Annotated in this window: 10 protein-coding genes; 5 read left to right on the forward strand and 5 right to left on the reverse strand. The window is 43.0% G+C overall.

Annotated elements, in window-relative coordinates; translation table 11 throughout:
• Positions 1-189 precede the first annotated feature (189 nt).
• From K0I73_RS04340 to K0I73_RS04355, 4 genes are all read right to left on the reverse strand, one after another.
• A complete protein-coding gene (locus tag K0I73_RS04340; RefSeq protein ID WP_220063303.1) occupies positions 190-1,821 on the reverse strand; it encodes a sigma-54-dependent Fis family transcriptional regulator in 1,632 nt (543 codons plus the stop codon).
• 194 nt (positions 1,822-2,015) lie between these two features.
• Positions 2,016-2,408: a cytochrome c3 family protein gene (locus K0I73_RS04345; RefSeq protein WP_220063304.1), complete on the reverse strand. Its 393-nt coding sequence runs from the start codon at positions 2,406-2,408 to the stop codon at positions 2,016-2,018.
• Positions 2,409-3,599: a DcaP family trimeric outer membrane transporter gene (locus tag K0I73_RS04350; RefSeq protein ID WP_220063305.1), complete on the reverse strand. Its 1,191-nt coding sequence runs from the start codon at positions 3,597-3,599 to the stop codon at positions 2,409-2,411.
• Positions 3,600-3,656: 57 nt separating this feature from the next.
• Positions 3,657-5,189, reverse strand: a complete 1,533-nt coding sequence (locus K0I73_RS04355; protein ID WP_220063306.1) for a flavocytochrome c — start codon at positions 5,187-5,189, stop codon at positions 3,657-3,659.
• Between the two features lie 513 nt (positions 5,190-5,702).
• On the opposite strand from K0I73_RS04355, the gene K0I73_RS04360 reads away from it, so the two are divergent.
• From K0I73_RS04360 to K0I73_RS04370, 3 genes are all read left to right on the forward strand, one after another.
• Positions 5,703-6,176 (forward strand): Hcp family type VI secretion system effector, encoded by a 474-nt coding sequence (locus tag K0I73_RS04360; RefSeq protein WP_220063307.1) that lies wholly within the window; start codon positions 5,703-5,705, stop codon positions 6,174-6,176.
• A 398-nt stretch (positions 6,177-6,574) separates the two neighbouring features.
• Positions 6,575-7,840 (forward strand): MATE family efflux transporter, encoded by a 1,266-nt coding sequence (locus K0I73_RS04365; RefSeq protein WP_220063308.1) that lies wholly within the window; start codon positions 6,575-6,577, stop codon positions 7,838-7,840.
• 105 nt (positions 7,841-7,945) lie between these two features.
• Positions 7,946-8,827: a mechanosensitive ion channel family protein gene (locus tag K0I73_RS04370; protein WP_220063309.1), complete on the forward strand. Its 882-nt coding sequence runs from the start codon at positions 7,946-7,948 to the stop codon at positions 8,825-8,827.
• 80 nt (positions 8,828-8,907) lie between these two features.
• Here the strand turns inward: K0I73_RS04370 and mgtE are convergent, their stop codons facing one another.
• On the reverse strand, positions 8,908-10,263 hold the full coding sequence (mgtE, locus tag K0I73_RS04375; RefSeq protein ID WP_220063310.1) for a magnesium transporter: 1,356 nt from the start codon (positions 10,261-10,263) through the stop codon (positions 8,908-8,910).
• A gap of 1,409 nt (positions 10,264-11,672) precedes the next feature.
• Between mgtE and K0I73_RS04380 the strand changes: the two genes are divergently transcribed.
• A complete protein-coding gene (locus tag K0I73_RS04380) occupies positions 11,673-11,942 on the forward strand; it encodes a type II toxin-antitoxin system TacA family antitoxin (protein WP_220063311.1) in 270 nt (89 codons plus the stop codon).
• Entirely contained in the window at positions 11,939-12,472 is a 534-nt protein-coding gene (locus tag K0I73_RS04385) for a GNAT family N-acetyltransferase (protein WP_220063312.1), read from the forward strand. The genes K0I73_RS04380 and K0I73_RS04385 overlap by 4 nt, the downstream gene beginning before the upstream one ends.
• Positions 12,473-12,550: the final 78 nt, after the last annotated feature.

Consider the following 12,550-nt stretch of genomic DNA (forward strand, 5'->3'; position numbering starts at 1 on the left):
TATTGGATGGGTGTTCGAAGAGGGATTAGCGATCGAATGTATGGTTTATGGTGGATTAACCTTTTCTTGCTCAATCTTAAACCTCATTTTTTCGAAGAGTCTTTTGAGCAATATGCCCATCCTTTTTTATCGACGCTGCTGTGAGTTTACCGATTAATACCTGTAGTACTTTAAGTTATACAGGCTAATTTACTCGTCCTCATACTCTTTCAATTTACGGTAGAGGGTGGCTAAGCTCATGCCCAGCTTTTTGGCTGTCAGTGCTTTGTTGTTATTTAGGGTCTCTAATACCGAGATAATGTAGTCTTTTTCGATGCTATTTAGCGGCTTAATTCCATTGTTGACTGACGGCTTGGTGATGTTTTGATGAAACTCTTCTGGCAGGTCTTCAGGCATCACTTGAGGGCCGGGGCTCAGTACCACGGCTCGTTCTATGGTATTGGCTAATTGACGAATATTTCCAGGCCAATCGTAATTAAGTAGTAGATCGGCAGTTTTATAGTTAAAGCCTGTAATGTTTCGGTTTAGTTTTTCATTAAAATCGCCTAAGAAATAACGAGCTAATGGCAGTATGTCTTCACCACGATTTCTTAACGGTGGAATGATGAGTTTAATTACATTCAGACGATAATAGAGGTCTTGTCTAAATTCACCAGCCTCTACAGCGGCTTCTAAATCTTTATTTGTGGCCGATATTATTCGAACCTCAACATCTTTGATGTTGTTATCACCCACACGGCGGATCTGTTTCTCCTGAATAACACGTAGCAGCTTAGTCTGCATCGTTGGGGACAGCTCCCCCACTTCATCGAGAAATAACGTGCCACCATCAGCGCTCTCAATCAGGCCAACTTTATGATTGTCGGCGCCAGTAAAAGCCCCTTTTACATGGCCAAATAGCTCACTGTCTAATAGTGTCTCCGTGATTGCGCCGCAGTTTATTGCAAGTAACGGTTTATCGCTTAGATCCGAATGCTGATGAATAAACTCGACCAGCTTTTCCTTACCTACACCGCTCTCGCCAGTAATTAAAATCGAGGTGGGTACCTTGGCTACGGTCATTGCCATATCGATGAGTTTCTGCATCGGGTAGCTATTGTTGATAGGGTAGCCACTACGGATATAATTAGTTTTAACATTTAAATCTAGATTTTGACTAAAGTTGCGTGGAAAGTGCTCTTCTACTTTCAATATATCGTGCACTTCAGCTTGGACAGTGTCGATATTAATGCCGTTAAAATAGGGCAGATAAGGATCAATTTCTTCGTCCCATTGTTCAATGTATTTACCAATTAGGTGGCAGTGACAATCTCCCTTAGCTTGGCATTCTGATTCAATAAAATAGACTGTACGTTGCTGGACATGGGAGACGTAACCGCTAGCGAAGCCCACCTGTTCCCAACATGTGACATATTCAGACTGTCCGTTTAAGCGAAGTTGTTGCTCGGCTTCATATGAACCAATGAAATAAGTCTCGACTAAGGGGGCATCAGATGCGCCATCGGTTCGATGGCTACTGAGTACTTCGCCAAAGCCAAACATCGAACAGATCATTGGCCCTAATTTACCTTGCTTGGCTTCTGCCCATACCTCTGGCATCTGGCGTTTTATCTGTTCTGCGAGTAGCCATCCTCTTATGAAGCCCGAGCGCGTAATTGTGGTACGTGCCATTTCGTAACCAACAGTCGCTTGTAACTCTTTTCTTAATAAGCCGTGTGAAACCATATCAGTTAGGTAGGTTCTTCTTCCAAGAAAACTCATGGTGCCGCCATGGGGCTTGAAGGATAGAAGTTCGCGAAGGTCTAATTGTGATGTTTTCATTTAAATCATAAATTTAACATTAATGATGTCAGCTTAACATCATGTATTTTATGTTTCAGTGATGATCTTCTTAGTTATTTAACATAGTTATTCAAGGTAGAAATTAAGAGGTTTAATATATATATAAAATGACGCTTTAATGGATATTAAAGCGTCATTTAAATTTAACTATATGAGTTTAAAACGCTAATAATTTAAGGCACTTTAAAATCAAATTCGTGGCAATTATTGCAGTAGTTTTCTGATGCTTCATGTTCAGCATGACAGTTTTCACACTCAAGGCTTGTTCCGTAATGCGGTGAGTCATGTTTATCTGGTGCACCATGATAATCCGTTTTTTGTTTAGGAAGTTCGTGGCAAGTAAGGCATTGATCTATTTCGACCGCTTCAAAAGGTTTAGTCGTATGACAACTTTTGCATGTTAAACCTGCATCTTTGTGATGAGATTTAACTTTGTTCATTGCAAACGCTTGTGAAGAGCATGCTAAGACGGCAAGTAATAGAATTGCTAGACTTTTTATGTTCATCATATTTATCCAATCATGAGGAAATGCAACCATGCAGGTGATTGCATTTCCTTCATTCATCTAGAAGGTGTACTTGAGATAGGTTTGGAAACGAGTCATATCGCCTTCTCGTGTTCCCATGTTTTCAACTTCTCCAGATCTCACCCCGATAGCATATTCAACATCTGAGGTAATATTCCAGAACAGATTGGTATGCCAAGAGAAGGCCGTTTTATTGGCATGTTCCGTCAAAATGCCATTTTCGAATCCCTCTTCATCTTGCTTGGAGTAACCAGCTCCCACAGCTAAACGTAAGTCCTTCTTAAGTGAGAATATAACCCCACCATTGATACTACTGAATTTTAGCGTATCGACGTCGCCTAGATTGTCGATACCTGCTCCAGCATTAAAGCCAAGGCCAGCATAGCGACCTATGCCGTCACCATACATAAGCCCCAGTACTGCTTTATGGCCATCACCAAATTTCAGACTGCTGTTTAGCGCTAAACCGTAGCCGAAAGTATCATTTCCATCAAGCTCGAAGCGACGCACGACTGCACGTGGTGACACAGTAACGTGCTTATTGGCATAAAAATATTTAGCCACGATATCTGGCATTAAATCTTCACTAGAAGAGCCGGCGTTTACCTGAGTAAAAGGTCCTGCCTTTGTTAAACCTAATGTTGGGTTTTCAAAGCTCACAGAGGCGTATTGACCCTTAGCTATATTGTATTGATAGCGCACTTGAGGTTGACGAACAAAGCTACTACCGGGATCGCTGGCAAAATCGAGTGAAGGCATTGAGCCTGCGAAATCCATGAAATTGGTCCATGTTTGCCCAGCTAAAAGGGAGTGCGCACCATTTTCCATTTTAAAATAAGCGTGGCGGATACGAAATCCGTGGCTGTTAGACCAAGTAGGTCCGTCACTATCGATGTCGGCGAAAAAATCGCCTTCAAAATGTGATGTTAACTTACCATAATCAGTCTCAGTGCTAGACTTTAGGAATATTCGGCTTTCCCTTGCCGTCATTCTAAAATCACTTGATTCTGCATTAGGGGAGCCGTCAATTGGGGTTGAATAGACGCTATATAGATCTCCATTATATGGCGCGTTTATTGTGCCGTCTGAATCAAAAATTCCGGTTAGTTTTATATAACCGCCAATGGTGAGATCAGTATCGTTAACATTAAAGTCATAGGCTAGTGCAGGTGTTGCTGAAGCCAAAAGAGCTGAACAGATAGCGATACGCAATTTTGTATTATTTAACATTTTTTATCCCTCGATAAATATTAATTAACGGCCAGAAGATCTGGCCGTTAGCAATTGCTATGCATTCGCAGCCATTTGTCCTGCAATGCGTCCAAATACGATGCAATCAGGAATAGCAACAGTACCTAAGCGACAAGCACCGTGCGTACCGCCAGTTGATTCGCCACATGCATATAAACCAGGGATAGTTTCTCGAGTGGCAACATTGATAACTTGAGCTTGAGTATTGATTTCTACACCGCCCATAGTGTGGTGAGCTTTAGGCCATAAACGTACGGCATAGAATGGTGCCTTAAGAATGGCTTTTTGTTTCATAGAGAAAGGTTTACCAAATTCAGGATCATTTTTTTGAGCTACATAGCTGTTGTAGCGCTCGATTTGAGCCTGCAGTGTTTTCGCTGACATTTTGTAATGTGCGGCGAGTGCATCTAACGTATCGAAAGTATGAACAACTTCGCGTTCGAGTAGTTTTGGCATAACGTGCATAGATGCTGTAACACCAACAGAGTCACAAATGGCGACAGCCACATTGCCCGTTTTGATGATGGCATCTGCGCGAACTTTACGATCGGCAAGCTCATTGACGAAACGCTCGCTGGTTTCTGGGTTGATCATTACCCCATGAGTAAAGGCGGAGTAGGCGGCAAAGATGGGAGCTAGGCCAAAGCCTTTTTCATCTGGAGACGCCCAAGGACCAAGCTGGATCCATGATAGCTGTACAGGGTTTGCCCCCACACGAACCATCTCTTTTAAGCATTCTGAAGTCGCGCCACTGTGGTTAGTAGTTGCCAGCTCTTCAGTTAGTCTTGGATCTTGAGTCGAACGATAAAGTACATCGGCGGCAAAACCACCTGAGGCCATCACGACTCCTTTCTTAGCTTTAATAAAGTGAGTCGCGGTAGCGTTTTCTTTACCTGGCTTAAATTTAGTCACTACTTCTAGACCGACAACACGTCCTTCGTTATCGCTAATTAATCGTTTAACATAGACTTTTTTATGCAGTGGAATATCAAGCTCTTTACATTTAGCTAGCATAGGTTGGACGATACCCGAGCCAGATTGGTTGTATGTTGTATGAGTTCTAGGTATTGAGTGACCGCCAAACTGCGCCAATTTGTCTTTCCATTTAACCCCTAGATAATCTCTGCACCATTCGAAAGCTTCATTGGATCGTTCCGCTACCATGCGTGCTTGCTTAGGATAATTAAGTCCAAGACCGGCTTTATACATATCGCCTAGCATCGCATCAACAGAATCGGTGACACCATTGGCCTTTTGAATATCGCTACCCACAACGGCCATACCGCCGCCATTAATAGTTGAGTTACCACCAGGTACGGGCATTTTCTCTAATATAACCACCGATGCTTTGGCATTTTTTGCTTCGATAGCCGCCGATAGCCCAGCAAAGCCACTGCCTACAACGACAACATCATAGGTTTCATCCCACTGTTCTGGCATCGTGTTACAAGTCGGCGCTGTTTTTGCTGAGGCAAACCCTGACAGTGCGAGTCCTGCTGTTGCTGTTGTGATGCTGGTAGCTTTTAAAAAGTTACGTCTAGATAGATTAGTCTTAGTATCTTTGCTCATTATCATTACCCTTATTTTTCAATGTCATTTAAACAGGGTTGCCTTATTTAAAAGACAAACTGCTTATTTTCATTTTTTATTACTGAGAAATATATGCAAAGGAATAAGAGCATAGAGCGTGCCAGCTATTTATTTGCTGCTTAATTGCTGATTTGAAAAGGTTTTTATTTGGTGCGCTTTCTCGGTGTGATCTGCGTCTCTGCATTGTTGGGAATGAGTTTCTCAGATTGATATATAGTGATAACTGCTTATTTAAGACAGAGATCACTTATTGTTTTGGCTGTCTTTAAATTTAATATTTAGTTTATTATTTTATTCTGTTTTAGCGCTTCAGTTTTTATTTTATCTAACAGCTAAGTCTGATGGTTGTTTTATATCACACTAATATTATATGTATGATATATGTATTGTTTCTTCATTTTATATCTTTATCTAGGTTTTATATGTTCATTCAGTAAGTTCATTGCATTCGTCTATACTTTAGTTTTTATGATTGATCATTAGGTAATAGCTATGAGTCAAAGATTAAAAATAATATTAACCTTGGCTGCAATGGGGATGGCTCCCACTGCATCGGCAAAGGTTGATGGCCCAACTATGCTGACATTGGATGAAATTGGTGTCTCTGAGGTGTTAGCTTGGTCTTGGGGAGCTTCTCAGTCTGGATCGTTTCATACTGGCGGCGGTGGCGGTGCGGGAAAAGCCAATTTTCAAGATATTTCACTGACGCGTTATACCGATTCGCTATCGGCAGCCATTTTACGAGCGGTTGCCATTGGAGAGATCATTCCAAATGTAGAGATGAAGCGCGAAGGGCTGCGGATCCGTATGCAGCAAGTTATGGTGACATCCTACAGTGTCGGTGGTATGAGTGATAAAAAGGCGCTGCAAACAGAGAACATCACGCTCAATTTTTCCAGAGTTACCTATGAAGTCGATGGCAGTCCGGCTTACTGCTTCGATATTGCGTTAAATAGTCCCTGTTAACTCCTGTTAGTAGATAGCTAATCTCAGCTCGCAGACTGAAAATGCCCTACTCCAGTTATTTCAATGAAGTGATGTAAGGCATTTTTCAGGGGCATTACCAGGCTAATCACTAATATCGGCGATGTTTAACAGTCAATAATGAGCCGCTATGTTTATCTATGCCAGCGAAACTGGGTAGATGACGAATGTTAAATCGGTTTAAGTAATAGAAATCTAGCTCGTCCCCCAGCCTAGTCACGTTTTTATCCCTCTGTATTTGTTAATATCTCTAACTTGACATTCATCTGATATTTTCTCTTTGCTTACATCTAACCAGAGCGCGTTTTAAGAGATGGAGTAAGGCGAGATGAATGAGGCGTTCATTCTCCCTATTTTAGGTTAATTTATTCGAGGGCATCATGCAGCTAGCTCCCATTGAGCGTGTAAAAAGCGCTTTTGTTGCAGGAATTTGGGCGACACTCGTTAGTATTTCTATTGGTTTTGGTTTTAAAATTTGGCTAGCGCAGTGGGTGATAAAAAGCGATTTGGCGCTCTATCACACTGTGGTCGATATTATCTCCATGTCATTGATCCTTATGACTGGTTTTCGTTCATCTATGGTGGTGAGTTATTCGCAAACTCAAAACGATAAAGATATCACCAATATTTTTCGCTATACCCTGATCGCGATGGTGCTGCTAACGTGGGGAATCGTGTTGCCCTATATTAAGCATAAGTTGCATCTTGATGTGGCCTACTTTCATTTAGTGGGCATTATTTTGGGGATGGGGTTTAAGGTCTACTTTGCCAATCAGATAGCCATGTATCGCATGTACAGCATCTCAAATAAGGTGACCTGGATGGAACCGTTAGGGCAGGTGATTGCCTTTGGGGTTGCTTTCTATCTGTTAGACCAAACGGCTATCGCATCTCTATTCTATAGCTTGATGTTGTCCTCATTGGCTGTCGCTGGGTACATGTTTATCAATCGCCGTAAGCTTATCGCCACAACGCCATTGGGGTCGGTTAGCATGACCCCCAGCCTCAAGAGTTTTGTGCAAAAGAGCATCACATCTGCGCTCGAAGCGGGCGCGGGGCTGTTGATGATCTATATTACTGTGCTGTTAACTATCGGCCATTTTAGTGTGGATGAATTGGGGGATTTTCAGGTGGTAGTTAGGCCGGTTATCGCCTATTTGACCCTGCTGTTTGTATTCCCTATTTATCGCTTCGTTTTGCCAGAATTAGCGGTGTGTGTGCGTGGCGAACAGTTTGAGCAAGTGCGTTTGATAAAACGTTGGGTATATAAAACTGCGATTACAGTGTCATTGAGTTTCTTTATGACCATGCTGCTTGCCGGGCAGCAACTGGTTGATTGGGTGTTTCCTGAGCCCTATGCCAAAGCCGCGCCCGTGTTAATGCATTTCTCGATGTTTTTCATCTTTATGATGCTGAATGCGTATCAGCTCGCTTTTATCAAAGCCCATGGATTATTTGTACAGAGTCTAGCCATACGTCTGAGCGGCATCGTCGCGCTTATCGTCAGTTACTACCTCTATACGCTATTTACTGACAATGTGGTTGCGGTGGTATTAGCGCTTGGTAGCGGCTATATGCTGATGTTTATTCTCTCCAGTTTTGTCGAGCGTAAGGTGATGCTTGAGCGCCAACTTCAACTTGCTTGATAAGATATGATTGCAAGCCAAGTGATAGGCGTACCCAACATAAGCTACCGATTTTACTCAGACTGTTATACTCAATAGACATTAATTATTGGGATTGGGGCGACTATGGACTGGCAGTTAGTCAGTGATTTCATGTCATACGTGTTATTTACCTATAGCGGGTCACCTATTACGGTTTCGCAAGTGTTACAGGTGCCGTTACTGCTGTTTTTAGCCTGGTTTGTGGTGACCCGAATAGGCAAGTTGATTCGACGCGCACTATATAAAAGGAAGGTTGCACCAGATGCAGTGCATCTGTTTTCACGTATTTATCTAGTGTTGGCTATTGCCATACTGTTAGTCACCAGCCTCGAGATCCTCAATATTCCCCTTAAAGCATTTGCCTTTGTCTCTGGTGCGGTCGCCATTGGGGTGGGCTTTGGTGCGCAAAACATCATTAACAACTTTATCAGCGGCTGGATCTTAATGTGGGAACGGCCCATTCGCATTGGTGATTTTTTAGAGATAGGCGAAACCAAAGGGGTGGTGGAAAGCATCAACACTCGTTCGACCTTAATTCGGCGCAGTGACGGTGTGCATATGTTGGTGCCCAACAGTCAGTTGCTAGAAAACACTGTGACCAACTGGACCCTTATCGATAATAATGCACGTTCAACGGTCAGTGTTGGCGTGGCCTATGGCTCAGATGCTGTCTTGGTTTCTCGTTTGATTAAGCAAGCGATGGATGAACGCGACGATATTATTAAGCAGCCCGAGCCCGTGGTACTGTTCGCGGATTTTGGTGATAACGCATTAATGTTTGACGGCATTTTTTGGGTGTGTGCTAATTCTGAAGCCGATACTCGTAAAATTCGCAGTGATATTCGCTTTAGGTTATATCAACTGTTTAACGAGCATGACATCGTCATCGCCTTCCCACAACGGGATATCCATATCGACGGCGCAATTAGCATAGAGCGCTCAGTTCGTAATGAACAAGTAAAATAGCCATCATTAACTAGGGTTACCTTCATTTGAAGGGTACCTAAAAATTAAACCTTAGTTAAGCCCTTTGTATTTGGCTAGCATTACAAGATAACGACCGTTGCTAGACCTAAGAAGGCAAAAAATCCCACGACATCGGTGACAGTGGTTAACACTACGCCGCCAGCGAGCGCGGGATCTACGCCCACTTTTTTGAGCAAAGGCGGGATGGTGGTGCCAGCTAATACCCCTGCAATTAGCACGATGATTATGGCGGTTCCAAATACGATGCCAAGTTGCCAGTCGCCAAACCATTGGAATGCAATCATGCCCACAACACCAGCCCACAGCATACCGTTTAAGGCCCCTATGCTAAATTCATGGCCAATAAGCTTAGCCATATTTTTGCGGTTTATCTGATTAAGGGCCAAGCCTCGGGTCACAAGCGTTAAGGTTTGACTACCCGCCACGCCGCCCATGCTCGCTACCACAGGCATTAATACGGCAAGCGCGACGATTTTTTCAATCGAGGTTTCGAATAACCCTATGACCCAGGCTGCAAGAAAGGCGGTGAGCAAGTTGATCCCTAGCCAAATAGCACGGCGGCCAGAACTTTTTAGGATCGGCGCGAACATGTCGGGATGATTGTCTAAACCCGCTCGTGAAAATACCTCTTTATCGGCTTCATCTTGAATAACGTCGATAACATCATCGACGGTAATTCGGCCGATAAGTTTATGCTGTTCATCAACCACTGGGGCTGATAATAGGTCTTTATCTTTAAAGGCTTGCGCCACATTACTGGCTGAGACCAGAGGGGTAAAACTGGTCACTTCGGTCGACATTACTTCGCGAACGCTGATGCTTAAGTCATTTGAGACAATTTGGCTGAGAGGGGCGACACCTAAGAGCACATTGTTACGGTCGACAACCATTAAGCTATCTAAGTGGTCGGGCAGTGAGCCTTCTCTTTGACGTAGGCGGCGTAAATATCTGAGGGCGGCCTTGAGTGAAACATCGGCGCGAACAGCTGTGATATCGACATCCATCAGACCGCCAGCGCTTTCATCTGGGTAGTGTTTGACTAATTCGTAGCGTTCTCGACGCTGTGAGTCCATCGCCTGTACCATGGCTGAAATCACGGTTATCGGTAAGTCACTGTCAATATCGGCGAGCTCATCCATCTGCACCGCACTCAGACTCGCCGTCAGCTCGGCTTCATCGGTTTGTGCAATAAGGCTTCGACGCAGATCTTGATGTAGCTCTAATAATACTTTGGCGCGGCTGCTGGTGGGCACTAAGCGCCATAGGGTTAATCTGTCTTTTTGTGGCAATGATTCGGTGAGGCGTGCTATTTCGGCGGCTGAGGTATTAGCCAAAATCTTATGCAGTGTTTGTTCATCATTTTCAGCCATGGCATGGTTAACTGAATTTATAAGATGCTGAAATTTTATGGTCATATAGGCAAAGTCCTGTTATTTGGTACAAACGCCAGCCAATCATGTTTCATTAGATGCAGACAGAAAATTAGTAGAAATTAAACAGTATGTTAGTACATCCGATTGTGAATCTATTTAACGAGGAGATGATGACGGTCGTTATAGTATAACCAACTGCTTGTTTGCTATGGTTATCGATTGATATTTCTAAAAAATAATCATGCGCATAGAGCAAAGGCGCTTAAAACTTTAATGTTAATACCATACAGGACAGACGCTCGTTATACCACTTAGCGCCAGATCTTCCTATTATCGAGAGAATAGAGATTAAGCGCTATATTGAGACATTTGGTATCGATGCCTTATCATCGGCTTTGATTAAGTCAGGATACAAGCTGTCAGTTAAAATCACTATATAATCTGAATCGGCAGAGTTAATAACTCACTGTTTTTAATGGTGTTGCTTTATTTGGGTGAAGGTTTGCCATTTTTTGACTTAGTAGCGTTTGGCGGCATTTTCATTTATTGAAAGTCTGTGAAGGTAGAACCTTCGCTGTTGCTTAACGCCTGTCCGGCGAGAAATGTGCAAGTACTCTTTTGGCTCGGTGAGTGAAGCATAGCTTCGTGCTTACGAACGAGAGGAAGGGGGAGCTTGGCGACAGCCATATGCTGGTGAACGAGAGACTGGGATGTCGAACTGGCTTTTAGATAGGGATATCGTTGTGAGCACTTCCATGTGGGCTCTGCGAAATCATCTGACCTCCAAGGACGGAGGGAATGCCGAAAAATGTCAGGAACATTTTTGGCCATGATTTCGAAGGCCAAAACCGCGCTTACACTGGGTTATTTTCTCTCTTCAATTTGACAGTGTTTGGTGTGACTTGAGAATTAAAAGTTAAGAAGCTTTTGCACCAAAATGGGTTGGCCTTAGGGTGACGGTCTGGCATCTTCTGGATTAGCTTAAGTAGCGTTTGGCTGTATCTTATTTGTTAAGGGTATTTGAAGGTCGTACCTTCATAGCAATCAATCACCTGCGGTGAGCTTGTGTGCAAGCACTCTTTTGGCTCGCTGTGAATATGTCCCTATACGCTCCACGGTGGCATCCCTGCTACCAAGGGCCAAAACCGCGCTTACACTGGGTTATTCACTCTCTTCGATTTGACAGTGTTTGGTGTGACTTGAGAATTAAAATCTAAGAAGCTTTTGCCCCTTTATTCGCTAGAGTAAATACTCATTCACATGCTGCGAATGTGCGTTTGCAATACTAAAAGTTATCTGAACTCTACACCCGACGAATTAATCCGTCTCAGTGTCGCATCAAAATCCTTATTCTTTTTAAAGTCCGTAATCTTTCCGTACAAGTTGAATATGTTCAATGTTTGAACTATAATTTCTGCCATTACGGAATATGTCCGTACACTGGAGGAGTTATGGCAACAGCACGTTTAGATATCCGTCTTGATGAAGAGATAAAAGCGAAAGCTGAAAAGGCATCAGCATTGCTTGGTCTGAAAAGTTTAACTGAATATGTAGTTAGGCTTATGGACGAAGATGCAACACACGTAATTGAAGAGCACGAAAGTATCGTGGTTCAGGATAGTGTCTTTGACGCATTTATGGCTGCTTGTGACAAAGCAAAAGCGCCAAATCAAGCTTTGTTGGAAGCTGCAAAACTCACAGATGAGAGCGGTATCAAGTGAGTTGGGGCAAAGAGTTCGTAGAACTTAGTAAATCATATCACGACCGCAACTCATTCGACTGTGGTGAGCAAGAGCTAAATACATTTATCAAAACTCAAGCAGCAAAGCATATGGAAGCAGGTATTAGTCGAACTATGATTCTTCCTAGCGCTCAGCCATTGCTTAATCAGAAGTTTGCAATATGCGCATTTTACAGTGTTGCGCCTAGCTCAATCAGCCGAGAAACCTTACCAGCGCAACTAGCAAAGAAACTTCCTCGATACCCAATTCCAGTGTTTCTTTTAGCTCAGTTAGCTGTGCATAAGGAATTTCACGGTTCTGGGCTAGGGAAAGTCAGTTTAATCCGTGCACTGAAGTACCTTTGGGAAGTTAACCACCATATGAGGGCATATGCTATTGTCGTGGACTGTCTCACTGATTCAGCACAGGCATTCTATACAAAATTTGGCTTTGAAGTATTGTGTGAACATAATGGACGTATTCGCATGTTTCTACCAATGAAAACGGTAGAAACACTTTTTAACCAATGAGTTAATAATATAGAAAATAATAATTAGCCAGTGTTAATCCTGAACTCGTAGTAGATCAAGGCTGTATGGCTGTAAGCT

This window comes from Shewanella mesophila, assembly GCF_019457515.1.
Lineage (GTDB): Bacteria > Pseudomonadota > Gammaproteobacteria > Enterobacterales > Shewanellaceae > Shewanella > Shewanella mesophila.

Excerpts from the sequence above, each read along its gene's own strand:
- K0I73_RS04360 (WP_220063307.1), top strand. The coding sequence starts at position 5,703 with ATGAGTCAAAGATTAAAAATAATATTAACCTTGGCTGCAATGGGGATG.
- mgtE (WP_220063310.1), bottom strand. The coding sequence starts at position 10,263 with ATGACCATAAAATTTCAGCATCTTATAAATTCAGTTAACCATGCCATG.
- K0I73_RS04370 (WP_220063309.1), top strand. The coding sequence starts at position 7,946 with ATGGACTGGCAGTTAGTCAGTGATTTCATGTCATACGTGTTATTTACC.
- K0I73_RS04380 (WP_220063311.1), top strand. The coding sequence starts at position 11,673 with ATGGCAACAGCACGTTTAGATATCCGTCTTGATGAAGAGATAAAAGCG.
- K0I73_RS04355 (WP_220063306.1), bottom strand. The coding sequence starts at position 5,189 with ATGAGCAAAGATACTAAGACTAATCTATCTAGACGTAACTTTTTAAAA.
- K0I73_RS04365 (WP_220063308.1), top strand. The coding sequence starts at position 6,575 with ATGCAGCTAGCTCCCATTGAGCGTGTAAAAAGCGCTTTTGTTGCAGGA.
- K0I73_RS04340 (WP_220063303.1), bottom strand. The coding sequence starts at position 1,821 with ATGAAAACATCACAATTAGACCTTCGCGAACTTCTATCCTTCAAGCCC.
- K0I73_RS04345 (WP_220063304.1), bottom strand. The coding sequence starts at position 2,408 with ATGAATGAAGGAAATGCAATCACCTGCATGGTTGCATTTCCTCATGAT.
- K0I73_RS04350 (WP_220063305.1), bottom strand. The coding sequence starts at position 3,599 with ATGTTAAATAATACAAAATTGCGTATCGCTATCTGTTCAGCTCTTTTG.